Annotated in this window: 24 protein-coding genes and 1 riboswitch; of the genes, 8 read left to right on the forward strand and 16 right to left on the reverse strand. The window is 73.4% G+C overall.

All coding sequences use genetic code 11. The annotated features are described in order from the left end of the window. Positions 1 to 19 precede the first annotated feature (19 nt). Positions 20 to 613 carry a GNAT family N-acetyltransferase gene (locus ACIBQX_RS05825; RefSeq protein WP_397001011.1) on the forward strand — a complete coding sequence of 198 codons (594 nt, stop codon included), beginning with the start codon at positions 20 to 22 and terminating at the stop codon, positions 611 to 613. Between the two features lie 135 nt (positions 614 to 748). Here the strand turns inward: ACIBQX_RS05825 and ACIBQX_RS05830 are convergent, their stop codons facing one another. Then, positions 749 to 1,378, reverse strand: coding sequence for a disulfide bond formation protein DsbA (locus ACIBQX_RS05830; protein ID WP_397001013.1), 630 nt, complete (start codon positions 1,376 to 1,378; stop codon positions 749 to 751). 28 nt (positions 1,379 to 1,406) lie between these two features. Beyond that, on the reverse strand, positions 1,407 to 2,327 hold the full coding sequence (gene metF / locus ACIBQX_RS05835; RefSeq protein ID WP_397001015.1) for a methylenetetrahydrofolate reductase [NAD(P)H]: 921 nt from the start codon (positions 2,325 to 2,327) through the stop codon (positions 1,407 to 1,409). A gap of 103 nt (positions 2,328 to 2,430) precedes the next feature. Here metF and ACIBQX_RS05840 point away from each other — a divergent pair, with 103 nt between their 5' ends. Continuing rightward, positions 2,431 to 3,498 carry a polyprenyl synthetase family protein gene (locus ACIBQX_RS05840; RefSeq protein ID WP_397001017.1) on the forward strand — a complete coding sequence of 356 codons (1,068 nt, stop codon included), beginning with the start codon at positions 2,431 to 2,433 and terminating at the stop codon, positions 3,496 to 3,498. A 48-nt stretch (positions 3,499 to 3,546) separates the two neighbouring features. On the opposite strand, the gene thiE is transcribed toward ACIBQX_RS05840, so the two are convergent. From thiE to ACIBQX_RS05855, 3 genes are read right to left on the reverse strand one after another with little or no spacing between them, the layout of a single operon-like run. Continuing rightward, positions 3,547 to 4,200 carry a thiamine phosphate synthase gene (thiE, locus tag ACIBQX_RS05845; RefSeq protein WP_397001019.1) on the reverse strand — a complete coding sequence of 218 codons (654 nt, stop codon included), beginning with the start codon at positions 4,198 to 4,200 and terminating at the stop codon, positions 3,547 to 3,549. Beyond that, positions 4,178 to 4,552, reverse strand: a complete 375-nt coding sequence (locus tag ACIBQX_RS05850) for an Rv2175c family DNA-binding protein (RefSeq protein ID WP_397001021.1) — start codon at positions 4,550 to 4,552, stop codon at positions 4,178 to 4,180. Before ACIBQX_RS05850 ends, thiE begins: the two co-directional genes overlap by 23 nt. A gap of 30 nt (positions 4,553 to 4,582) precedes the next feature. Continuing rightward, positions 4,583 to 5,746 carry an NAD(P)/FAD-dependent oxidoreductase gene (locus ACIBQX_RS05855; RefSeq protein WP_397001023.1) on the reverse strand — a complete coding sequence of 388 codons (1,164 nt, stop codon included), beginning with the start codon at positions 5,744 to 5,746 and terminating at the stop codon, positions 4,583 to 4,585. Positions 5,747 to 5,805: 59 nt separating this feature from the next. Beyond that, a riboswitch (TPP riboswitch) is annotated at positions 5,806 to 5,922 on the forward strand. On the opposite strand from ACIBQX_RS05855, the gene ACIBQX_RS05860 reads away from it, so the two are divergent. The 4 genes from ACIBQX_RS05860 (at position 5,913) to pknB (ending at position 10,217) form a co-directional block, all read left to right on the forward strand. Then, positions 5,913 to 7,220: an FAD-dependent oxidoreductase gene (locus ACIBQX_RS05860; RefSeq protein WP_397001025.1), complete on the forward strand. Its 1,308-nt coding sequence runs from the start codon at positions 5,913 to 5,915 to the stop codon at positions 7,218 to 7,220. Its footprint overlaps the riboswitch before it by 10 nt. Then, positions 7,217 to 7,429 carry a sulfur carrier protein ThiS gene (thiS, locus tag ACIBQX_RS05865; RefSeq protein WP_397001027.1) on the forward strand — a complete coding sequence of 71 codons (213 nt, stop codon included), beginning with the start codon at positions 7,217 to 7,219 and terminating at the stop codon, positions 7,427 to 7,429. Before ACIBQX_RS05860 ends, thiS begins: the two co-directional genes overlap by 4 nt. Further along, on the forward strand, positions 7,422 to 8,177 hold the full coding sequence (locus ACIBQX_RS05870) for a thiazole synthase (protein ID WP_397001029.1): 756 nt from the start codon (positions 7,422 to 7,424) through the stop codon (positions 8,175 to 8,177). Before thiS ends, ACIBQX_RS05870 begins: the two co-directional genes overlap by 8 nt. 129 nt (positions 8,178 to 8,306) lie before the next feature. Further along, positions 8,307 to 10,217 carry a Stk1 family PASTA domain-containing Ser/Thr kinase gene (gene pknB / locus ACIBQX_RS05875; protein WP_397001031.1) on the forward strand — a complete coding sequence of 637 codons (1,911 nt, stop codon included), beginning with the start codon at positions 8,307 to 8,309 and terminating at the stop codon, positions 10,215 to 10,217. 75 nt (positions 10,218 to 10,292) lie between these two features. On the opposite strand, the gene alc is transcribed toward pknB, so the two are convergent. From alc to ACIBQX_RS05890, 3 genes are read right to left on the reverse strand one after another with little or no spacing between them, the layout of a single operon-like run. Beyond that, positions 10,293 to 11,237 carry an allantoicase gene (alc, locus tag ACIBQX_RS05880; protein ID WP_397001033.1) on the reverse strand — a complete coding sequence of 315 codons (945 nt, stop codon included), beginning with the start codon at positions 11,235 to 11,237 and terminating at the stop codon, positions 10,293 to 10,295. Continuing rightward, positions 11,238 to 12,545 (reverse strand): allantoinase AllB, encoded by a 1,308-nt coding sequence (gene allB / locus ACIBQX_RS05885; protein WP_397001035.1) that lies wholly within the window; start codon positions 12,543 to 12,545, stop codon positions 11,238 to 11,240. Positions 12,546 to 12,595: 50 nt separating this feature from the next. Further along, positions 12,596 to 13,750, reverse strand: coding sequence for a glycerate kinase (locus tag ACIBQX_RS05890; protein ID WP_397001037.1), 1,155 nt, complete (start codon positions 13,748 to 13,750; stop codon positions 12,596 to 12,598). Between the two features lie 159 nt (positions 13,751 to 13,909). On the opposite strand from ACIBQX_RS05890, the gene ACIBQX_RS05895 reads away from it, so the two are divergent. Then, on the forward strand, positions 13,910 to 15,061 hold the full coding sequence (locus ACIBQX_RS05895) for a winged helix DNA-binding domain-containing protein (RefSeq protein ID WP_397001039.1): 1,152 nt from the start codon (positions 13,910 to 13,912) through the stop codon (positions 15,059 to 15,061). On the opposite strand, the gene ACIBQX_RS05900 is transcribed toward ACIBQX_RS05895, so the two are convergent. Beyond that, positions 15,015 to 16,202, reverse strand: a complete 1,188-nt coding sequence (locus ACIBQX_RS05900; RefSeq protein ID WP_397001041.1) for a hypothetical protein — start codon at positions 16,200 to 16,202, stop codon at positions 15,015 to 15,017. The two genes, ACIBQX_RS05895 and ACIBQX_RS05900, sit on opposite strands and share 47 nt — an antisense overlap. 45 nt (positions 16,203 to 16,247) lie before the next feature. On the opposite strand from ACIBQX_RS05900, the gene ACIBQX_RS05905 reads away from it, so the two are divergent. Then, the gene (locus ACIBQX_RS05905) at positions 16,248 to 16,895 is read left to right on the forward strand and encodes a CGNR zinc finger domain-containing protein (protein ID WP_397001043.1); all 648 of its coding nucleotides are present in this window, start codon (positions 16,248 to 16,250) and stop codon (positions 16,893 to 16,895) included. 34 nt (positions 16,896 to 16,929) lie between these two features. Here ACIBQX_RS05905 and ACIBQX_RS05910 read toward each other — a convergent pair whose 3' ends face one another. The 7 genes from ACIBQX_RS05910 to ACIBQX_RS05940 all read right to left on the reverse strand — a co-directional run bounded on the left by ACIBQX_RS05910 (position 16,930) and on the right by ACIBQX_RS05940 (position 22,000). Further along, a complete protein-coding gene (locus tag ACIBQX_RS05910; protein WP_397001045.1) occupies positions 16,930 to 18,288 on the reverse strand; it encodes an 8-oxoguanine deaminase in 1,359 nt (452 codons plus the stop codon). Continuing rightward, positions 18,285 to 18,758, reverse strand: a complete 474-nt coding sequence (locus ACIBQX_RS05915) for a (2Fe-2S)-binding protein (RefSeq protein ID WP_397001047.1) — start codon at positions 18,756 to 18,758, stop codon at positions 18,285 to 18,287. The genes ACIBQX_RS05910 and ACIBQX_RS05915 overlap by 4 nt, the downstream gene beginning before the upstream one ends. Further along, positions 18,758 to 19,618, reverse strand: a complete 861-nt coding sequence (locus ACIBQX_RS05920; protein ID WP_397001049.1) for an FAD binding domain-containing protein — start codon at positions 19,616 to 19,618, stop codon at positions 18,758 to 18,760. Before ACIBQX_RS05920 ends, ACIBQX_RS05915 begins: the two co-directional genes overlap by 1 nt. A 4-nt stretch (positions 19,619 to 19,622) precedes the next feature. Then, positions 19,623 to 20,483: a factor-independent urate hydroxylase gene (gene pucL, locus ACIBQX_RS05925; RefSeq protein WP_397001051.1), complete on the reverse strand. Its 861-nt coding sequence runs from the start codon at positions 20,481 to 20,483 to the stop codon at positions 19,623 to 19,625. Continuing rightward, complete coding sequence (gene uraH / locus ACIBQX_RS05930; RefSeq protein ID WP_397001053.1) at positions 20,484 to 20,783, reverse strand: hydroxyisourate hydrolase; 300 nt, start codon at positions 20,781 to 20,783, stop codon at positions 20,484 to 20,486. Then, positions 20,780 to 21,289, reverse strand: coding sequence for a 2-oxo-4-hydroxy-4-carboxy-5-ureidoimidazoline decarboxylase (gene uraD, locus ACIBQX_RS05935; protein ID WP_397001055.1), 510 nt, complete (start codon positions 21,287 to 21,289; stop codon positions 20,780 to 20,782). The genes uraH and uraD overlap by 4 nt, the downstream gene beginning before the upstream one ends. A 126-nt stretch (positions 21,290 to 21,415) precedes the next feature. Beyond that, complete coding sequence (locus tag ACIBQX_RS05940) at positions 21,416 to 22,000, reverse strand: TetR family transcriptional regulator (protein WP_397001057.1); 585 nt, start codon at positions 21,998 to 22,000, stop codon at positions 21,416 to 21,418. Positions 22,001 to 22,008 lie beyond the last annotated feature (8 nt).

Genomic DNA, 22,008 nt, shown 5'->3' on the forward strand with positions numbered 1-22,008 from the left:
GCGGGAGTAGGGTTCGACGGTGATCGAGTTTCGCGGCGCGGGACCCACCGAGTTCGGCGAGCGCCTGGACACGGTGATCGACGTCTACAGCGCCGCCATGCGCCCGCCCGCGGATCAGATCCCCGGCCGTAGGGCCATCATGCGAAATCATGGGACATATCCCTATTTCCAGTGCTATTTCGCAGAATGGCGTGATGCGCCGCTCGGGCTTCAGGGGGCGGCGGAGCTCCAGGGGGCGCCCCGGGTCGTGGGGTTCGCCTACGGGTTCCGCGGCGCGCCGGGTCAGTGGTGGCACGACGTGGTCTACCGGGCGCTGGAGGAGCGCGCGGGCCGCGCGGTGGCCGACGCCTGGCTGGGGCACGCGTTCGAGCTGGCCGAGATCCACGTCCACCCCGACTATCAGGGCAAGGGCATCGGCCGGGCGATGGTCCGCACCCTGTGCGCCGGTCGCCGCGAGCGCTCCGCCATCCTGTCCACCCACGACCGGCCCACGGCCGCCCGCCACCTCTACGCCAGCATGGGCTTCACGGACCTGCTGAGCAGGTTCGTCTTCCCGGGCGGCCACGAGGAGTACGCGATCGTCGGCAGGCCGCTCCCCCTGACCAGCTCATGACCCGACGAGGATTGAACCCGCACTCCGGCGGGCATCCTCTATGACAGAGAGCGACGAGCTCTTTACTCTCTGTCCACCTTCCCCGAACGCCACCCGCCCGGTCCCCCTGCGGGCGGGTGGCGGCCCCCGGACCCGTCACGGCAGCCGCGGCTCCTCGTGCGCGTGGCCTTTGAGCTCGTGGAAGTGCGGAGTGCCCGCCACCAGCAGCGTGCCGTCCCACAGGCGCCCGGCCTGCTCGCCGGTGGGCAGCTGGGAGATCACGGGGCCGAAGAAGACGATCCGCTCCTCCGCCGCACCGGTGACCGCGCAGATCGGCGTCCCGATGTGGTCGCCGAGCAGCGAGATCCCCTCGGCGTGCGAGGCGCGGACCAGGTCGTCGCCGGCCTCGGTCAGACCCGACTCCGCGAGGTCGGCGGGCAGCCCGGCGGCGGACAGCGCCCGCCGGAAGTCCCCCAGCCAGTCCTGCTCGGTCTCCCCGCCCTGCTCGTTCCGCTCGTCGCCGCGGCCACGCCACAACTCGGTGTAGAAGCGCCCGAGCGCCTCATGCCCGAAGCGGTGCCCCACGGTGGCGGCGATGCGGGCCGGCACCCACAGGTAACCCTCGGGATCGTTCTCGGGATCGTCGTCGCGGCCCTCGTTGAGCACCGAGAGGCTCATCACGTGCCAGCGGATCTCGACCGGGCGGACCTTCGCGACCTCCAGCAGCCACCGGGAGGTGAGCCAGCTGTACGGACACGAAGGGTCGAACCAGAAATCAGCGATCATGCCCATCAGTCAACACCCGGCTCCGGGCTCAGCCCGGCACCGGCGCGGGCTGCAGGCGCTGGAAGACCTCACGGGCGGCGCTGGAGCGGTTGAAGGTGATGAAGTGGATGCCCGGCGCCCCCTCGTCGAGCAGCCGCTGGCACAGCTCGGCGCCGTGGTCGATGCCCAGGCTGCGCACCGCCGCCGGATCGTCGGCGACGGCCTCGAAGCGGGCGGCCACGTCCGGCGGGAACGGCGCGCCGGACAGCTGCTCCGACCGCGCGATCGTGCTCAGCTGCGTCACCGGCATGATGCACGGGATGATCGGCGTGTCACAGCCGCGGGCCGCCACCCGGTCGCGCAGCCGGAGGTAGTCGTCGGCCTGGAAGAACATCTGCGTGATCGCGTAGTCGGCGCCGGCCTGGCACTTGCGCACGAACTGCTCGGTGTCGGACTCGATGGACGGCGAGCGGGGGTGCTTGTAGGGGAACGCGGCCACGCCCACGCAGAAGTCGCCGGCCTGGCGGATCAGCCGGACCAGCTCCTCGGCGTACAGGACGCCCTCGGGGTGCTTGACCCACTCCGCCGACGGGTCGCCGGGCGGGTCGCCGCGCACGGCGAGGATGTTGCGCACCCCGGCGTCGGCGAAGCGGCCGATCAGGTGGCGCAGCTCCCGGACGGAGTGGTCGACGGCGGTGAAGTGGGCGACGGGCGTGAGCGTGGTGTCGTGCGCCACCCGCTCCACGATGTCGACCGTGCGGTCACGGGTGGACCCACCGGCGCCGTAGGTCACCGAGACGAACGTCGGCCGCAGCGACTCCAGCTCCCTGATCGCCTTCCACAGCTGCCGCTCCCCCTCGTCGGTCTTGGGAGGGAAGAACTCGAACGAGAACGATCGTGCGCCCGAGGCGAGGAGCTCGCGCACGGTGGGGACACGATCGGGTAGGACGGAGGGTCGACCAAGCGCCATGCGGCAAGGTTACCCGTTGCCCGGCCGGCACCACCCGCCGCAGGGGAATCAACCGATATGAGGCGCTCTGCGAATGTCAGCGTCCGGCCACTAGTCTCATGGCATGAGCACAGACGCCGCGAGCATGGACGACCTGCGCGCCCAGGTGGACCGTCGCCTGAGGGAGTTCGTCGAACGGCAGTTGCACACCCTCGGCGGGGCCGAACTCGAGCCGCTCCACACGGCCGCGGAGGAGCTGCTGTCGGGGGGCAAGCGACTGCGCCCCGCCTTCTGCTACTGGGGCTGGCGCGGCGCCGGCGGCACCGACGCGCCCGGCGTCCTCACCGCGGCGGCCTCGCTGGAGCTGCTGCAGGCCAGCGCGCTGGTGCACGACGACGTGATGGACAAGAGCGACCTGCGCAGGGGCATGCCGGCCGCGCACCGCCGCTTCCAGACGCTGCACGAGAAGGCCGGCTGGCACGGCTCGGCGGAGCAGTTCGGCGAGGGTGCCGCGATCCTGCTGGGCAACCTGCTGCTGATCTGGTCGGGAGAGATGTGGCGCACCAGCGGCCTGCCCCCGGAGTCGCTGGCGGCGGCCCAGCCGGTGCACGACCACATGCGCACCGAGCTGATGTGCGGGCAGTATCTGGACCTGCTGGAGCAGGCCGGCGGCGAGAACACCTTCGAGTCGGCCCTGCGCGTCGCGCTCTACAAGAGCGGCAAGTACTCCGTCGAGCATCCGCTGAGGCTCGGCCTGGTGCTCGGCGCGGGCGAGTCGAAGCCGTGGATGGACGAGCTGTGCACCGCCTACGGCACCCGGGTCGGCATCGCCTTCCAGCTGCGTGACGACATCCTCGGCGTGTTCGGCGACCCCGCCACGACCGGCAAGCCGGCGGGTGACGACCTGCGCGAGGGCAAGCGGACGATGCTCGTGGCCCGCACGCTGGCCGCCGCCTCCGCCTCGGAGGCGAGCACGGTCCGCGCCCTGCTCGGCGACCGGGACCTCGACGAGCGGGGCGTGGCCACCCTGCGCGAGATCATCGAGGGCACCGGCGCGCTCCGGGAGTGCGAGGACATGATCGGCGACTATCTCGGCAAGGCGCTCGCCTCACTCGAACAGTCGCCGATCACGCCCGAAGCCCGCGCCGCGCTCGCCGAACTCGCCGTCGCGGCCACCTCCCGCAGGATGTGACCGCGAAGCTGACCCAGCCCGCATCCCGCAGGATGTGACCGCGAAAGCTCACCCGGCCGGCGTCCCGGAGGACGTGAGCCGCTTGGCGAACTCGGCCGTGGCCGCGCCCGGATCCTCCGCGTCGGTGATCGCGCGCACGACCACGACCCTGGACACTCCGTACGACATGACCTCGTCCAGGTTGGACAGGCCGATGCCGCCGATGCCGAACCAGGGCCGGTCCACGCCCAGCGACGCCGCGTGCCTGAGCAGCGGCGGGCCGGGCGCGTGGCGGCCGGGCTTGGTCGGCGTGGGCCAGATCGGGCCGCAGCAGAAGTAGTCGACGCCCTCCTCCACGGCCGCGGCGGATGCCTCGGCGGCGGAGTGGGTGGACCGTCCGATGACGATGTCGTCGCCGAGTATCTCTCGCGCGACGGCCACAGGAAGGTCGTCCTGCCCCAGGTGGAGCACGTCTGGGTGGGCGGAGTAGGCGATGTCGGCCCGGTCGTTGACCGCCAGCAGCCGGCCATGCCGGTCACAGGCGTCGCGGAAGACCTCGAGCAGCGCGAGCTCTTCGCGCGCCTCGAGCCCCTTCTCCCGCAACTGGACGATGTCCACGCCCGCGGCGAGCACCGCGTCGAGGAAGTCGGCCAGGTCACCACGATCACGCCGACCGTCGGTGCACAGGTAGAGGCGTGCGTCAGAAAGCGAGGGCCTGGGCACGCCGTTTCACCTCTGTATGACGACCGGCCTTGATCGCCTGAACCGGCGAGCCTGGCAGCGAGTCATCGGGGGTGAAGAGCCAGCGCAGCGCCTCGACATCGTCGTAGCCGGCGTCCTGCAGCACGGTGAGTGTGCCGGGGAGGCCCTTCATCACGTCCTTTCCTTCAAGGAACACCGCGGGCACCTGTGGCCCGCCGCTGCCCCGCCTTACGCCGAGCAGCTTGTGATCCTTGAGGAGCTGCTTGGCCCGCCCCAGGGGAAGCCCCAGGCGCTGGGCCACTTCGGGGAGAGTGAGCCACTCGTCAACGAGCTGGTCGGTCTCCCGGTCGATCTGTGCAACAGAAAGCGTCACGAAACCACAACTACCACACGCCGTGCTTGCTCAAACAACACAATCTCGTAGGGGGACGTCCGGATCCACCAGGCGTTCCGTGTCCAGACGGTGGCCCGCCTCGATGATTCGGCGTCCCTGGACGAGGTCGCGGGGCCGGTCCACGGACAGCACCGCGGCCAGCTCGTCCTCGTCGGTGAGCCAGCAGGCCGACCACTTGCCCTCCGGCGTGCCCCGGTACAGCAGCCGCCGGCCGGCCGGATGATGGCCCGCGTACTGGATCATGTGGCCGAACTGCTCCGACCAGAAGTACGGGACCGGGTCGTAGACCGCCTTCTCCCCCAGCAGGGTCGCGGCGGCGACCTCGGGCGCGCCCAGCGCGGTGTCCCAGTGCTCCACGCGCAGCCTGGCCTGGTAGCGGCGCGACCACCAGGCGGCGCAGTCGCCCACCGCGACCACGCCCGGCATCGAGGTGCGCAGGTGCTCGTCGGTGACGACGCCGTTGTGCAGGTCGATGTCGGCGTCGGCGAGCCACTCGACGGCCGGGCGCACGCCGATCCCGGCGACGACCACGTGCGCCTCGACGAAGCCGCCGCCGACCAGCTCGACGCCGCCCTCCTCCACCGCTCCGACCATGGTGTCGAGCCGCAGGTCGATGCCGTCGTACCAGCTCAGCGTGCGAGCGCCGATCTCGGCGCCGACCGCGAGCGCGAGCGGTGCGGAGGCGGCCTCGATCACCGTCACCGCGCAACCGGCCCGGCGGGCCGCGGTGGCCACCTCCGCGCCGATCCAGCCCGCGCCGACGACCGCCACCCGAGCGCCGGGGACCAGCCTGGCCCGCAGCTCCAGCGAGTCGTCCAGGGTGCGCAGCGCGTGCTGCGGGCCGTCGCCGGGCAGCATAATCGGCTCGGTCCCGGTGGCGATCACCAGCCCGTCATAGGCGAGCTCGCCCTCGGTGGTCTCCACGGCGCCGGCCCGCAACGCCTTGGCCGAGACGCCGGGCCTGAAGTCGATCCCCATCGCGGACAGGTCGGAGTCGACGAAGCTGGAGTCGGAGTCGCCGAGCAGCACGGCCTTCGACAGGGGCGGGCGGTCATACGGCCGATGCCGCTCCTCCCCGATCAAAGTGATCTTGCCGTCGAAGCCCCGCGCACGCAGAGCCTCGACGCTGCGCACGCCCGCCAGACCCGCTCCTACCACCACGACACGATTCACGTAAATGACCATAACGGGGGGCGTGCCGGATCGTCGCGTCGAGGCCGTAAGGTAGGGGACGTAAGACGCGCGGGAGTCCGGCCGATACCGGGCTGAGAGGAAGGCTTTACCGGGCCTTCGACCGCAAGACACCTGATCCGGATCATGCCGGCGAAGGGAGCGGACCATGGACGTGGTCGTCGGAGCGGGCATCGTCGGGCTGTCCATCGCCTGGCGGCTGGCTCGCGAGGGCCGGCCGGTCACCGTGGTGGATCCGGCCCCGGCCTCGGGCGCCTCCCACGCCGCGGCGGGCATGCTGGCGCCGGTCAGCGAGGTCACCTACACCGAGGAGCCGCTGCTCCGGCTCGGCCTCGCCTCCCTGAGCCGCTGGCCCGCCTTCGCCGCCGAACTCGCCGCCGACGCGGGCCTGACGAACGACACCCCCGGCTCCCGCCACGCGCCCGCCCCGAAGCCCGCCCCCGGCGACGGTCCCGTCCCGGACAACGCCCCTGGCTCCCGTCACGGGCTCATCCCGGGCGCCGCCCCTGGCTCCGACGGCGAGCTCGGCGCGGCGGGCGGTGCGGACGGGGTGTCCGGCTCGGGCGAAGGCTTCGGCGGGGGGATCTCCGCCGCCGCCAGGGCCGGGCTCGACCTGCGGGCCGACGGGACGCTCGACGTGGCGTTCGGGGCCGACGACCTGGCCGCGCTGGGCGAGCTTGCCGCGTTCATGGAGAAGCTGGGCCTGCCGGTCGAGCGGCTGACGGGCCGGGAGTGCCGCCGGCTGGAGCCGATGCTGGCGCCCTCCGTGCGTGGCGGGCTGCTGGCCGGGACCGACGCCTGGGTGAACCCGCGCCGCGTCACCGCGGCGCTGCTCGCCGCCCTGGAGCGGCGCGGCGTGCCGCTGGTGCCGGCGCGCGTCAGCGAGCTGCTGCGCGACGGCGACCGGGTCACGGGTGTACGGCTGGCGCCCCCGGCGAGCCCCGGGGAGATCCTGGCCGAACGGGTGGTGCTGGCGGCCGGGGCGTGGAGCGGCGAGCTGGCGAACGTGCCGGTACGCCCGGTCAAGGGGCAGATCATGCGGCTGCGTTCGGAGCGGCCGCTGCTCGGCCGGTGCGTGCGCGGCATGGTGCACGGGACGCCGGTCTATCTGGTGCCGCGCGGTGACGGCGAGCTGGTCGTCGGCGGCACGCAGGAGGAGCTGGGCTTCGACACCAGGGTGACCGCGGGCGGCCTGTACGAGCTGCTGCGGGACGCCAGGGAGCTGGTGCCGGGCGTCACCGAGCTGGAGGTCGCCGACGTGGTGGCGGGCCTGCGCCCGGGGACACCGGACAATCTGCCGATCGTCGGGCCGAGCGGCACGCCGGGCCTCACGCTGGCCACCGGTCACTTCCGCAGTGGGGTGCTGCTCACCCCCGTCACGGCCGCGATCGTCCAGGGCGAGGGTGGCGATCTCGCGACATTGTGCTCACCCGCTAGATTCCGGGATATCTCATGAAACTGATGGTCAACGGGGCCGCGCACGAGGTGCCTGACAGCATGACCGTGGCGCAGGCCGTACAGAAGCTGACCGGACGGTCAGGCGGGGCCACCACCGGCGTGGCGGTGGCCGTGAACGGTGAGGTGGTCACGCGCGGCTCGTGGGAGACCACGGCGCTGCGCGAGGGCGACCTCGTGGAGGTGCTGACGGCGGTGCAAGGTGGATGATCTGATCATCGCCGGGGAGAAGTTCTCCTCCCGGCTCATCATGGGCACGGGCGGCGCGCCCTCGCTGGAGGTGCTCGACGCGGCGCTGGCGGCGTCCGGCACGGAGCTGACCACGGTGGCGATGCGGCGGCTCGACCCCGGCGCCCGCGGCTCGGTGCTGGACGTGCTCCGCGAGCGCGGCATCCGGGTGCTGCCCAACACGGCGGGCTGCTTCACCGCCGGCGACGCCGTGCTGACGGCGCGGCTGGCCAGGGAGGCGCTCGGCACCGACTGGGTCAAGCTGGAGGTCATCGCCGACGAGCGGACCCTGCTGCCGGACCCGATCGAGACGTTCGACGCGGCCGAGCGGCTGGTGGCCGACGGTTTCGTGGTGCTGCCGTACATCGGCGACGACCCGGCGCTCGCCCGCCGCCTGGAGCAGGCCGGCTGCGCGGCGGTGATGCCGCTCGGCTCGCCGATCGGCTCCGGGCTCGGCATCCGCAACCCGCACAGCATCGAGCTCATCGTGGAGGCGGCCGGGGTGCCGGTGATCCTCGACGCGGGCATCGGCACGGCCAGCGACGCCGCCCTGGCGATGGAGCTGGGCTGCGACGCCGTGCTCCTGGCGACGGCGGTGACCAGGGCGCAGCGGCCGGATCTGATGGCGACGGCGATGAAGGGCGCGGTGCTGGCCGGTCGGCAGGCGTGGCAGGCGGGCCGCATCCCGCGCCGGCGCTACGCTGAGGCGTCGTCACCGATGACGCCCTGAGGCCGGCGAACCACCGTCGGCCTTCAGGTCACCGCGGACTCGCCGGGAAACCCTTGAACGGGCACGGGTCCGCATCGGTTTCGGATGCTCAGGCCCTCCCGGGGGCGAAACGCCCGTAAACTCGGCGGGGTGGACACGACGACAGCGGACCCTCTGGTCGGCCGGCTGCTCGATGGGCGCTACCGCATCGAGTCACTGATCGCCCGGGGCGGTATGGCGACCGTCTACCTCGCGCTGGACATCCGGCTGGACCGGACCGTCGCGCTGAAGGTCATGCATCGCTCGCTCGCCGAGGACCCGGCGTTCGTGCGCAGGTTCATCGGCGAGGCCAAGTCGGTGGCCAGTCTCTCCCATCCCAACGTGGTGCACGTCTTCGACCAGGGCACCGACAACGACATCGTCTACCTGTCGATGGAGTACGTACCCGGCAAGACGCTGCGCGACATCCTGCGCGAGCGCGGCAGGGTGCCGGCCCGCGAGGCACTGGAGATCATGATCCCGGTGCTCGCGGCGCTCGGCGCGGCCCACCAGGCCGGGCTCGTCCATCGTGACGTCAAGCCCGAGAACGTGCTGATGACCGACGACGGCCGGGTCAAGGTCGTGGACTTCGGCCTGGCCAGGGCGATCGAGGCGACCAACCAGACCCGCACCGGCGTGATGATCGGCACGATCGGCTACATGTCGCCCGAGCAGGTGACGACCGGCGGCGCCGATGTGCGCAGCGACGTCTACGCCGCGGGCATCATGCTGTTCGAGCTGGTGACGGGCGAGCAGCCCTACGACGGCGAGACGCCCATGTCGGTGGCCTACCGGCATGTGCACGACACCGTGGCGGCGCCGTCGTCGGTGGTGCACGACGTGCCCCGGCTGATCGACACGCTGGTGGCCCACGCCACGGCCCGCGACCCGCAGGACCGCCCGGCGGACGCGACCGCGATGCTGGTGGCCGCCGTGGAGGCGCACCGGCTGCTGCCCCGGCAGACGGAGCCGCCGGCGGCACGCTCGCCGCAGCACTCCCGGCCGCACACGATGCCGCCGCGCGCCGCGCCCGCGCACACACTGATCCAGCCGCGGGCCGAGAGCGCGCCACCGCCGCCACCGCCGCGCCGCGACCGGTTCAGGGTCAACTGGTTCCTGGTGGTGCTCGCCGCCGTCATGGTGGTCGCGGTCGCGGCGACCGGGCTCTATTTCTCCCAGAAGAGCTACGCCACCGTGCCCGACCTGGTCGGCAAGAACATCACGGTGGCCGAGCAGAACGCCAGAAGGCTCGGCTTCGGGATCGTCAAGGTCGCGGGCAAGCACAGCGAGAAGGTGGCCGAGGGGCTGGTGCTGGAGATGGATCCGGCGCCCAGCACCGAGGTCGAGAGCGGGCAGACCATCACGCTGGTCCCCTCGCTGGGGCCGAAGCGCGTGCTGGTGCCCAAGGTCCAGGGCATGTCCGAGCAGGACGCCCGCAGCGCGATCGCCACCGAGGGCCTCACCGTGGGCAAGGTCAGGCGCATGCAGAACCTCGAGATCGCGCGTAACACCGTGATCCGGACCTCGCCCCAGGTGGGCGACAAGGTCAAGGAAGGCGCCAAGGTCGACATCTACGTGAGTGCGGGCATGGTGATGCCGGACGTCAGCGGCATGCCGAAGGACGAGGCCGCCGCCTTCCTGGGCCAGCAGGGCTTCGCGGTGCAGGTCGCCGAGGTCGACGACGACGCCGAGCCGTGCACCGTCATCGCGCAGTCGCCCAAGGCCAAGTCGGAGGTCGACAAGGGCGCGCCGGCCATGATCACGGTGGCCCGCTGCCAGCAGGACTTCTGGCAGTGGTGGGGCCGCGACAACGGCGAAGGCGACGACGATGACGGCGACCGTGACTCGCGGATCGTGCCGCAGGTGATGGGCAAGAGCATCAGCGACGCCAAGGCCGAGCTGGAGGCGCAGGGCTTCCGGGTGCGGGTGCGCAACCTGGGCAACAGCGGCGTGGTGCGCTTCCAGCGTCCGGCGCCCAGCAGCGAGCGGCCGCCCGGCTCGGAGGTCCACCTCTGGCAGTGACGCCAGCCCCTCCGCGACACCTGGCTCAGGGACGCCCGCTCCTCCGGGACAGACACCTGGCTCAGGGACGCGCGCTCAGGCCAGCACGCCGTGCAGGCGCACCCTGGCCAGGCCGCCGTCGGGGTAGATGTCGACGCGCACCTGGCCGACCGGCTCGGCGTGCCGGAGCCGGAAGCGGTGCGGGGTGTCGGGCTGGAGCCTGGTCTTCGGCAGCAGCTCCGTCTCGCGGCCGCCGTCGAGCCCGGTGAGCGACACCCAGCCGGGGGCGTTGTGCAGCAGGTTGGTGGTGTCGATCTCGGCCAGGCGGATGAGGCCGCGCCCGGCGAGGCGGATGACCAGCCAGTCGTTGCCCGCGCCGCGGCGGCGCGCGGTCTCCCAGCCTTCGCCCTGGTGGCGGGCCAGGCCGGGGGCCAGGACGTGGTTGGGCGAGGAGTAGAACTCGTCGGAGCAGGCGGTCACCAGGCCGCCGTTGGCCAGGGCCGCCAGGTCGAGGCCGAGCCCGTCGTAGACGGACAGGTCGGGCCGCGCCTCGCCGTGCACCCGCAGGCGGGCGATGCCGCCGTCGGGGAACGTGTTCAGCCGCACATGGGTGTGGCGGCCGCCGGCGGCGACCTCGAAGTGGTGCTCGGCGTCGCCGTTGAGCGCGCTCCTGGGCACGATCTCCTCCCAGGCGGCCTCGGCCAGCTCGGCCGGTGACGGGTGTCCGGTCACCTCGGCCGCCTCGACGGAGGCGTACGGCGGATAGTTGCCCTTGAACCAGGCCGTGTCGATCACCACCCCGCGGATCACTCCCGGGATGCCGAGTCGTACCAGCGCCCAGTCGTGGCCGGGCTCGCGGCGACGGCGGGTCTCCCAGCCGTCGTACACCTGCCCCTTGCTGCCGAACGTCTCCGCCCGGAAGACGGGACGTTCCGGCCGGATCAGGCACTCCTTGTCGGCGAAGGACTCGTCGCTGGCGGCGACGACCGCGCCGCCGTGGCTGCGGAGCGCGAGGTCGGGCAGGCGGGTGAAGGGGTGCATCTAATCTCCGAACCGCAGATTTCCGTACGGTGTCCCGTCGACCGGCCTGCCCCGGAGCCAGGTGGTCAGGACGGCGCCCTTGAGGTGACGGCCGTGGTAGGGCGTGACCGGGTTCTTGTGGTGCAGCCGCCGGGCGTCCACCGGCTCGGTGACGGCCGGGTCGAAGGCGACGAGGTCGGCGTCGTTCCCGGGCTCGATCCCGCCCTTGCCCGCCAGCCCGGCCAGTGCGGCGGGGTTGGCCGACATCCAGCGGACCACCGCGCCGAGCCCGTGCCCTCTGCGGGACGCCTCGGTCCAGACCGCCCGCAGGCCGAGCTGGAGGGAGGCGACGCCGCCCCAGGCGGCGGCGAAGTCGGGCACCTTGAGGTCGGGGGTCGCGGGCGAGTGGTCGGAGACGACGCAGCTCAGCACGCCCCGGGCGAGCCCTTCCCAGAGCAGGTCGCGGTTGGCGGCCGAGCGGATGGGCGGGCAGCACTTGTAGGCCGTGTCGCCCTCGGGGATCTGCTCGGCGTCGAGCGTCAGGTAGTGCGGGCAGGTCTCGGCGGTGATCCGCACCCCGTCCGCCTGGGCCCGCGCCAGCACGTCCAGACCCTCGGCGCTGGAGACGTGCAGGATGTGCGCCCGCGCGCCGGTCTCCCGCGCCGCCTCGACGACCTGCTCGATCGCGCTCCGCTCGGCCGCTCCCGGCCGCGACTCCAGGAACTGCCGGTACGACGGGCCCGCGCAGTCGGTCAGCAGCGCGGGATCCTCCGCGTGCACGACCAGGAGGCCGTCGAATCCGGCGATCTCCGCCATCGCCTCCCGCATCCGCGACGGCGTGAGCGACGGGAACTCCTCCACCCCCGACGGCGACAGGAAGCACTTGAACCCATAGACGCCCCGGTCGTGCAGCGCCCGGAGCTCCTTGACGTTCGCCGGCACGGCCCCGCCCCAGAACCCGACGTCCACGTGGCACTGCCCCTCGGCGGCGCGCACCTTGGCCTCCAGCGCCTCGACGCTGACGGTCGGCGGCAGCGAGTTGAGCGGCATGTCGACGATGGTGGTGACGCCTCCGGCGGCGGCGGCCCTGGTGGCGGAGGCGAACCCCTCCCAGTGGGTCCGGCCCGGCTCGTTGACGTGCACGTGCGTGTCGACCAGGCCGGGCAGCAGCGCCAGGTCCCGCAGGTCGATCTCCTCCGCCGCCGGCGGCGGCGCGTCGTAGGGGTGCAGCGCCGCGATCCGGCCGTCCTGTACGGCGACGGCCAGCGCCCGCTCCCCGTCGGCCGTCACGGTCCTGCGCGACCTGACCACCAGGTCGTATCCGCTCACGGGGGCGCCGTCTCCCGCGCGGGCGCCGGCTGAAGGGGCGCGGGTGCCGCTCATGCGAGGTGGTCGGCGGCCAGGCGGGCCGTCACCTCGCGCAGGAGCGCGGCGGCCTCGGCCATGCAGCGGTCGGGGTCGGGCTCCAGGTCGGTGAGCGCGTAGGCGGCCGTGATGCCCGCCGCCTGGAGGTCGGCGTCGCTGAGCGTGCGGCGCCCGCAGACCGCCACCACGGGGACGCCCGCCTTGGCGGCGGCCTGGGCGACGCCGACGGGCGCCTTGCCGCGCAGGGACTGCTCGTCGAGCGAGCCCTCGCCGGTGATCACCAGCCGGGCGCCTTTGACGAGGTCGTTGAAGCCGAGCAGGTCGAGCAGGTAGTCGATGCCAGGCTGAACGTCGGCGTGCAGGAACGCCAGCGCGGCGAAGCCGACGCCGCCCGCCGCGCCGGCGCCCGGGGCGCCGGCGACGCCCATGGGGCGCGGCCTGTCGTCGTGCTCGACGGCGCCGACCAGGCCGTGGGTACGGGTGGCGACGGCGGCGAGGCGGGACAGCGCGGCCTCGAGCACGCGGACCTGGTCCGGCGTGGCGCCCTTCTGCGGGCCGTAGACGGCCGCCGCGCCGTGCGGGCCCAGCAGAGGGTTGTCGACGTCGGAGGCGACGACGATCTCCACGGCGGACAGGTCGAGGAGGCCGGAGACGTCGATCCGCTCCAGGTCGCGCAGCGCGGCCCCGCCGGGCGGCAGGTCGTCGCCGGCGGCGTCGAGGAGGCGGGCGCCGAGTGCCCGCACCAGGCCCGCTCCCCCGTCGGTGCAGGCGCTGCCGCCCAGGCCGAGCACGACGCGGGTGGCGCCCTGCTTGACGGCGTCGGCGACGAGCTCGCCGGTGCCGTGGCTGGTGGCGGTCAGCGGCTGGGGGCCGCCGGGCAGGCGGCGCAGGCCGGACGCCTCGGCGAGCTCGACCACGGCGGTGTCGCCGCGCCGTGCGTAGGACGCGTCTACCGGCTCACCCGTCGGGCCGGTGACGCTGATGGTGACGCGGGTGAAACCGCAGGCCACGGCCGCGTCGACGGTGCCGTCTCCGCCGTCGGCGACGGGCAGCTCGACCGCCGCGACGCCCGGGCCCGCCGCAAGGGCCGCGGCCACGACGGCGGCCACCTCGGCGGCCGTCAGCGAACCCTTGAACTTGTCCGGGGCGACAAGAACATGCTCAACCACTGCGCACTCCCACACGAGACGACACGGGACCGGGGCCGGCCATGCCCCATCATCACACCTCCGCCGTGATCGCCCCGAACCGCCCACGGCCCACTTCGTCTAGGCTTCGCCGTACCCGAGCCGTACCAGAGCCGTACGGGATCATAAGGAGGGGTTCTCGTGCGTATCTCCACCGCGCAGCGGCGCGCCCGGCTGGGCATGCGGCACCGGCTGGCGCGCAAGGCGGCGAGCGTCGAGGAGGCGGTGCGGGCGGTCGTGGCGTTACACGCCACCGACCCCGCCACCGTGTTCCTGTCGGCGGGCGCGCGGCTGACCGCGCCCGGCCCCGAGCCGGTCGAGCGGGCGCTGTACGAGGAGCGCACGCTGACCCGGATGACCGGCATGCGGCGCACGATGTTCGTGGTCCCGGCGGACCTGGTGCCCGTCGTGCAGCAGTCCTCGACCCGGGCGATCGCGGTTCGGGAACGCAGATCGCTGGTGAAGCTGCTGGCCGACAACGGCAGGGACGAAGCCTGGCTGGACGACGTGGCCGCCTCGGTGCTGCGCGCGCTGGCCGAGGTGGGCGAGGCGACGGCGAACGAGCTGGGCGAGCTGGAGCCGCGCCTGCGCGAGCAGTACAAGGTGGCGGTGGGCAAGCCCTACGAGGCGACGCAGAGCGTGGCCGGCCGCCTGCTGAACGTGATGGCCATGGAGGGCAGGCTGGTGCGGCGGGGCCGCCCGGCCGGCACGTGGATCAGCGGCATGCACCGGTGGGGGGTCAGCCCCGTGATGGCCGAGCCGGCGGCGGACGCGGCGCGGGCGGAGCTGGTGCGGCGGTGGCTGACGGCGTTCGGGCCGGGTACGGAGGCCGATCTCCAGTGGTGGACCGGCTGGACGCTGGGCCAGGTGCGCCAGGCACTGGCCGCCACCGGCGCGGTCGAGGTCGAGCTGGCGGAGGGCACCGGCCTCGTCCTGCCGGACGACCTGGACGACCTGGACGACGAGCCGGAGCCGTGGGCGTCGCTGCTGCCCGCGCTCGACCCGACGCCGATGGGCTGGCAGGCCCGCGACTGGTATCTGCCGCGGGCGCACCGGGCCGAGCTGTTCGACCGCACCGGCAACGTGGGACCGACCGTGTGGTGGAACGGCGAGGTGGTGGGCGGCTGGGCACAGCGCGCCGACGGTGAGATCGTCTGGCGGCCGCTGACGGACGTGGGCGCGGACGCCAGGGCGGCGATCGAGGCGGAGGTGGCCGGGCTGGCCGCGTGGCTCGGCGGGGTCAAGGTCACCCCCCGCTTCCGTACTCCGCTGGAACGCGAGCTGTCGACCTGACCTCCAGGGCCGACGAGCCCAGCGCCAGCACGGCGCCGGCCAGCGCGCACAGGCCGATCGCGGCCTGTGCGCCCGTCCGCTCCAGCAGCCAGGCCACGGCGACCCCGGCGGCACCGTAGCCGAGACCGCCCGCCGCGTACATGCCGGAGAAGCCCGCCGCCCACTGCGAGCGCGGCAGCCGGTCCTGAAGGGCGACGGCCCTGGCGGTGAGCGCGGGGGTCAGGCAGAGGCCGGCCAGCGCGAGCAGGGCGACGGCCGGGCCGGGCGAGGGCACGAGCGCGGCGGATCCGATCGCCAGGGCGATGCCGGTCGCCAGCAGCATGGCGTGGGCGAGCGGTGAGCCCTTCCAGGCTCGGGCGCCGTAGGCCAGGGCGCCGGCGATGCCGGCGAGCGTGCAGGCCGTCAGCACCGGCCCCGCCAGGTCGGCGCGGGCGCCGAAGCCGGTCAGCAGCACGGGCAGCGCCAGGGTGACCGCCCCGAACCCGAACATGACCGCCCCGTCGTAGACCATGGCGGGCCAGCCCAGCCGCCAGAGCCCGGCCCGCGCCGTGACGGGAGGCGGCCCCGGGTCACGCAGCCGCAGCCCGGCGAGCGCGCCCCCGCCCGCCAGCAGGGCCATGGCGAGCACGGGCAGCCGGGCGTCGAGCACGGCGAGCACGGCCACCAGCGCCGGCGCGATCGCCCACACGGTGGTGCTGGCCGTCGACTCCAGGCTGAGGGCCGGAATCCGCCGCTCTGCGGGCACCACCCGGACGAGGAGGGCGCGCAGCCCGCCGTGTGCGCCCGACGAGATCGCGCCGCCGACGGCGGCCAGGGCGAACAGGCCCGCGACCGGCAGCACGGGCGCGAACGCGGCGAGCGCCGCGAAGGCGGCGGCCTCCACACCGAGCACCGACGCCGTCTCCCGGGGAGCGGGCCTGACGTCGAAGCGCCTGCCGAGCGGCCCCGCCGCGGCCGCCTCGGCCAGCGCGTGGCCGCCGCCGAGCAGCGCGCCGACGGCGTAGGAGCCGGTGACCGCGTGCCCCAGGAACACCAAGGCCAGGGGCGCCATGGCCACGGGGAAGCGCTGGCAGATCAGGACGGCGAACCACCCGCCGATTCCCGGCGAGCGCAGTACCACCGCGTACTGTTTACCGGTCATAACTTTAGACGGTAACAGTTACCAGCTAACCGGTACAGTGGTGACGTGGACGAGAAAGCCGCCCCGGGCGGGCTGGAGCAGGTCAGGGCGTTCATCAACACCTGGCTGGTGCCCAACGACACGCGCGTACCGGAGGACCGGCTGCCGGAGCTGGTCGCCGATCCCGCACGCTGGCGGGCGGAGCTGCCCGGTGTGCCGCCGGACCCGCTCGACCCAGGCGACCCAGGTGACCCGGGCGACCCGGGCGACCCGGGCGACCCGGGCGACCCGGGCGACCCGGGCGACCCGGGCGACCCGGGCGACCCGGGCGACCCGGGCGACCCGGGCGAGCTCATGAGGCTCCGGGAGGCGCTCCGGCGCTCGCTCGGCCTGGAGCGGCCCGTCGAGCTCGACGGCTGGCTGCGCCGCCATCCGCTCCGGGCGCAGATCCCCGCGGACCCGGACGCGCCCCCGCTGGCCCTGCGCCCGGAGACCGCCGGCCCGATCGGGCACATCCTGGCGCTGGCGGCCGAGGCGATCCGGGCGGGGCAGTGGGCCCGGCTCAAGGCGTGCCCGGACTGCAAGTGGGTCTTCTACGACCACAGCCGCAACGGGGGCCGCCGGTGGTGCGCGATGACCGCCGGCAGCCCGTACGGGCGCGGCTGCGGCAGCATCGCCAAGGTGCGCTCCTACCGTGAGCGCAAGCGGGTCTGAGCAGCCACCAGCGGGATCCAGCGGTCGGCGGGGTCTAGCGGTCGGCGGCCAGGCGCGTCAGGCGGCGGTGGGCCTCGGCGCCCGCCCGCCCAGCGGCGTCGTGCGCGACGGTGCGCAGTTCGCCGTCCTCCACCACTGTCCGCCCGCCCACCAGCAGCCGGGCCAGCGGCGGCTGCGGCCCGAAGACCAGCGCGCAGACGGGGTCGTCGACGGCCGCCGTGAACGGGCCGTCCACCCGCCACAGCGCGAGGTCGGCCAGCTTGCCCGGCTCCAGCGAGCCGAGCTCGTGCCGGCGGCCGAGGTTGCGTGCGCCGCCGAGCGTGGCCAGCTCCAGCGCCTGCCTGGCCGACAGCGCCTTCGGCCCGTACCTGGCGCGCTGGAAGAGCAGGGCCTGCCGCATCTCCCCCGCCATCGTGGTCAGCTCGGATGAGGCGCTGCCGTCGACGCCGAGCCCGACGTTCGCGCCGCGCCGCAGCATCTCCGACACCCGCGCGATCCCGGCCCCCAGGCGCCCGTTGGAGGAGGGGCAGTGCGCCGAGCCGGTGCCGGTGGCGGCGAACTTGGCGATGTCGGCGTCGCTCAGGTGCACCGCGTGCGCGAACCACACGTCCTGGCCGAGCCAGCCGAGCTTGTCCATGTAGTCGACCGGGCGCATGCCGAACTGCTCCAGGCAGTGCTCCTCCTCGTCCAGGGTCTCGGCCAGGTGGGTGTGCAGGCGTACGCCCTTGTCCCTGGCGAGCCTGGCGGCCTCGGTCATCAGCTCCGCGCTCACCGAGAACGGCGAGCAGGGCGCGACCGCGACGCGCAGCATGGAGGAGAAGGAGGGGTCGTGGTAGGTGTCGACGGCCTCGGCCGTGGCGGCGAGGATCTCGTCGAGCTCCTCCACGACGACGTCCGGCGGCAGCCCGCCCGCCGACTGACCGCGATCCATCGAACCGCGCGCGGGGTGGAAGCGGATGCCCAGCTCGCGGGCGGCCTCGATCTCGGCGGCGAACAGGTCGCCCCGGCCCTTGGGGAAGACGTAGTGGTGGTCGCTGGAGGTGGTGCAGCCCGACAGCGCCAGATAGCCGAGGCCCGCCGACGCGGCGCCCTTGACGACGTCGGCGTCCATGGCGGCCCACACCTCGTACAGGGTGACCAGCCACTCGAACAGGGTGGCGTCCTGGGCGAGCCCCTGGGTCGCCCACTGGTAGAGGTGGTGGTGGGTGTTGATCAGGCCGGGTGTGGCCAGGCAGCCGGTCGCGTCGATCCGGGTCGCCCCGGGCGCCTCAGGGGACCGCGCCATGGGGCCGAGCTCGGCGATCCGGTCCCCCTCGACGCGGATGTATCCGGAGGCGATCTCCGGCCCTGTGACGGGGGCGATGTGGACGTTCTCGATCAGGGTGCCGGTCACCTGGGCGCAGACTTCCGCGTGGCCGCCAGCCGCACGGCGTCGAGGATCTTCTCGTAGCCGGTGCACCGGCACAGGTTGCCCGCGAGGGCCTCGCGGATCTCCGCGTCCGAGGGCTGGGCGACGCGTTCGAGCAGGTCGTGGGCCTGCACGATGAGGCCGGGGGTGCAGAAGCCGCACTGCACCGCGCCGCACTCCACGAACGCCTCCTGCAGCGGATCGAGCCGGTCCCCCTCGGCCAGCCCTTCGACGGTCCGCACCCGGCGGCCGTCGGCCTGTCCCGCGGCGACCAGGCAGGCGCAGACCGGCGCGCCGTCCAGGTAGACCGTGCAGGAGCCGCACTCGCCCTGCTCACAGGCGTTCTTGGAGCCGGGCAGACCGAGCCGCTCACGCAGGACGTACAGCAGGCTCTCGCCCTCCCACACGTCCTCGGCGGTCTCCTCGCGGCCGTTGACGGTGAACGTGACGCGCATCAGGCGGCCCTCCTTCCCAGATGGTCGTGCCACGCCCAGGTGAGGGTGCGGCGGGCCATCACGTCGATGGCGTGCCTGCGGTAGTCGGCGGTGCCGCGCACGTCGTCGATCGGCGAGGCGGCCAGCGCGGCCAGCTCGCCGAAGCGCCGCAGCAGCGCCGGGTCGAGCGGCGCGTCCCAGTCGAGCTCGCCGGCCAGGAGCTCCTCCGCCTTCAGCGCCCTGCGCGGAGTGGGCGCGGCCGAGCCGAGCCCGGTGCCGACCCGCCTCTCCCCGGGCCACAGCGCGACGGCGAACGAGCAGACCGCGATCACCATCGCGTTGCGGGTGCCGACCTTGGAGAAGTACTGCGGGCCGCCCGCCGCCCGGACGTGGAAGGCCCTGATCAGCTCGTCGGGGCGCAGCGCGTTGCGCTTGACGCCGAGGTAGAACTCCGCCGCCGGGATCAGCCGGACGCCCTCGGCCAGCGACTCTGCCTCGATCACCGCGTCGGCGGCGAGCAGCGGCGGGTGGCTGTCGCCGGCGGGCGAGGCCGCGCCGAGGTTCCCGCCGACGGATCCGCGGTTGCGGATCTGCGGCGAGCCGACCGTCCGCGACGCCTGCGCCAGTCCCGGCAGCGGGCCGCCGAGCTCACTGATGATCGTGCTGTACGGCACCGCCGCGCCCACCCGGTAGCGCCCGTCCTGCACCGACCAGGTCGCCAGCTCGGCCACCCGGGTGAGGTCCAGCAGCGCCACCGGGCGCCGTACGGCGAAGTTGATCTCCACCATCACGTCGGTGCCGCCCTGGAGGGGCACCGCCTCCGGCTGGTCCGCCTTGGCGGCCAGCGCCTCCGCCCATGTCGTGGGCCGCAAGAAGTCCATCGCTTCACTCCCAGGCGAATCCGGCATCAGGGGCGTCCTCCCGCAGCACACTGCCCTCGATCAGGCCGTAGGGCCGGTCGGCGGCGAAGAAGACCTCGTTCTCGTTGGCCAGCCCGTAGGGCGACAGGTCCACGGGGAAGTGGTGCTTGTTCGGCATCGCCAGCCTGACCTCGCAGATCTCGGCGCGGCTGGTCAGCGCGCGCTCGCCCATGGCGTACAGGGTCTGCTGGAGGGACAGGCTGTGCGTGTCGGCGAACGCCTGGAGCAGGCATTCGCGTACGGCGTCGTAGGAGGCCCGGTAGTCCCGCCCGCCGCCCGTGTGCCGCCAGCGGGCGGTCACCGCGGTGGCCAGGACGCGGTCGTTGGTGGGCTGGAGGGTGGTGTACTCGTCGGCGAGGAAGCCGTGGAACTCCGAGCCGGTCGAGTTCAGCACCACCAGGTCCGTCAGCCCCGACACCACGGTGCTGCGGCCGTCGGCGTCGTGGTGGACCACGCAGGTGCGCACCTCGCCGCCGTGGCGGACGAAGGAGTGGTCGCCCCGGCGGTCCCAGCCGTACTCCTCGATCTCCACCCTGGCGTGCCGGATGGTCGGGTGCTCCTCGACGAAGTGCCCGGCCAGCAGCAGCGCGAAGTCCTCGATCTGGTCCACGCCGTGCTTCTTGGCGAAGGCGTACACGGTGTTCTTCTGCGTGTCGGTCGGCAGCACGGCGGCGTTGTCGCCGGTCAGGTGCGCGGCCTCCATGTCGCCGGACAGGCTGGAGCTGACGTTGACGTCCTTGATGTGGTGGCGGTCGCCGTCCCTGACGACCCGCACCAGCCTGGTCTCCGCCTTGCCGTAGCGGTTGGGTCCGAGAACGATCGACATCTAACTCCCTCGGTAGGTGGAGTAGGCGTACGGGCTGAGCAGCAGCGGCACGTGATAGTGGTCGCCGGGGTCGGTCACGGTGAAGGTGATGACGACCTCGGGATAGAAGGTGTCCGGCAGGTAGCCGCCGGTGTCGAAGACGACCCGGTGCACCCCCGCGTCCGGCTCCCAGCCCTTGAGGCGGCCGTCGCCGTCCGTGCGCCCTTCGGCGACCACCCGGCCCTCGTGCTCCAGCCGTACGCGCATCCCGGCGGCGGGCCGGCCCGTGACCGCGTCCAGCACATGCGTGGAGAAGCTCACCCGGCCTCCTCCACCAGCTTGCCGACGCGCAGCCGGGCGATCTTCGCCAGCTCCTCGCGGACCGTGCGCCGCTCGCTCTCCTCGTCGGCGGCCAGTCTCTCGCGCAGCCGCCGGAGCATCTCGCCGCCGGTCAGGCCGGTGGCGCAGACGAGGTAGACGTGGCCGAAGCGGCGCTCGTAGGCCCGGTTCCCCTCCGCCAGGGCGGCGCGCAGCTCCTCCTCGACGCCTGATTGCTCCCGCGCGGACCAGGCCGACTCCCGGGAGCCGCCGCGCGCCCGCTCCCCGATCCTCGGATGCGCCGCCAGCGCCTCCAGCACCTGGGGCCAGGTCAGCTCGCGCACCGCCGCGCCGGCCGCGCCGGCCAGCGCGTCCGGGTCCCGGAACGGGCGGCGGGCGGCCACCTCCGTGGCGAAGGCACGGCTGGCGCAGCAGGAGAGCAGCTCCTTCTCCGCGTCGTCCGGCCCGAGGGCGTTGAAGGCGGCGAGGCCGGGAGGCGTGTTGGGCATGACACGAGTAGACACACGCGGGTGGTGCCCGGTCCACCCGCCAGAGCTCCCAACTGCGGGAGGGCTTGGTCAAGACTTTTCGTGTCATGCTCCAACGGCCGGCGGCAACCGGCCCAGCCAGGCAGGTCAGCGGGAGCGGAGGCCGTCCAGGACGAGGGCGCAGAGCGCGTCGAACTCGTCGTCGATCTCCGGCCGCCCCCAGTCCGCCGAGTGGACGGGAGAGTGGAACCGGAGCGAGGCGTCGAACACCGCACGCGCCGCCGCGGCCGGGTCGGGGGTGGCGAACTCACCGCGGGCCACCCCGTCGGAGATGATCTCGCGAAGCTGCCCCACGAGGTCGGCCACGTGCTGCTCGACCGCCTCACTGGCGTCCCCGATGAGCGCCATGTACATCGCGAACAGCTCCGCGTCGTCCAGGGCCTTCTTCCGCTTGGCCGCGAACAGCGTGGCCAGCCAGTCCCGCAGCCGGACGTCGGCGGGCCCGTCGCCGGCCATCACGGCGTCGAGCAGGCTGTGCGACTCGCGCAGCCAGCCCTTCATCACCGCTTCCCGCAGCGCCGCCTTGCTCGAAAAATGCCGATAGACGCTCCCGTGGCTCACCTTCAGCGCCCGCGCCACGTCCACCACCGTGGCCTTGGCGGGCCCGTACCGGCGCAGAACCTCCACCGCCGCGCTGAGGATCTGGTCACGGGTCAAGCTGCCATCGGTCATATGCCCAA

Origin of the sequence: Nonomuraea sp. NPDC049714, assembly GCF_044465295.1 — a bacterium.
Taxonomy (GTDB): Bacteria; Actinomycetota; Actinomycetes; order Streptosporangiales; family Streptosporangiaceae; genus Nonomuraea.

What these genes read in the sequence shown, in the direction of transcription:
- ACIBQX_RS05900 (WP_397001041.1), bottom strand. Translation starts at nt 16,202, where the DNA reads ATGACCGGTAAACAGTACGCGGTGGTACTGCGCTCGCCGGGAATCGGC.
- thiS (WP_397001027.1), top strand. Translation starts at nt 7,217, where the DNA reads ATGAAACTGATGGTCAACGGGGCCGCGCACGAGGTGCCTGACAGCATG.
- metF (WP_397001015.1), bottom strand. Translation starts at nt 2,327, where the DNA reads ATGGCGCTTGGTCGACCCTCCGTCCTACCCGATCGTGTCCCCACCGTG.
- ACIBQX_RS05940 (WP_397001057.1), bottom strand. Translation starts at nt 22,000, where the DNA reads ATGACCGATGGCAGCTTGACCCGTGACCAGATCCTCAGCGCGGCGGTG.
- ACIBQX_RS05915 (WP_397001047.1), bottom strand. Translation starts at nt 18,758, where the DNA reads ATGCGCGTCACGTTCACCGTCAACGGCCGCGAGGAGACCGCCGAGGAC.
- ACIBQX_RS05920 (WP_397001049.1), bottom strand. Translation starts at nt 19,618, where the DNA reads ATGGACTTCTTGCGGCCCACGACATGGGCGGAGGCGCTGGCCGCCAAG.
- ACIBQX_RS05860 (WP_397001025.1), top strand. Translation starts at nt 5,913, where the DNA reads ATGGACGTGGTCGTCGGAGCGGGCATCGTCGGGCTGTCCATCGCCTGG.
- ACIBQX_RS05830 (WP_397001013.1), bottom strand. Translation starts at nt 1,378, where the DNA reads ATGATCGCTGATTTCTGGTTCGACCCTTCGTGTCCGTACAGCTGGCTC.
- ACIBQX_RS05840 (WP_397001017.1), top strand. Translation starts at nt 2,431, where the DNA reads ATGAGCACAGACGCCGCGAGCATGGACGACCTGCGCGCCCAGGTGGAC.
- alc (WP_397001033.1), bottom strand. Translation starts at nt 11,237, where the DNA reads ATGCACCCCTTCACCCGCCTGCCCGACCTCGCGCTCCGCAGCCACGGC.
- uraD (WP_397001055.1), bottom strand. Translation starts at nt 21,289, where the DNA reads ATGCCCAACACGCCTCCCGGCCTCGCCGCCTTCAACGCCCTCGGGCCG.
- pucL (WP_397001051.1), bottom strand. Translation starts at nt 20,483, where the DNA reads ATGTCGATCGTTCTCGGACCCAACCGCTACGGCAAGGCGGAGACCAGG.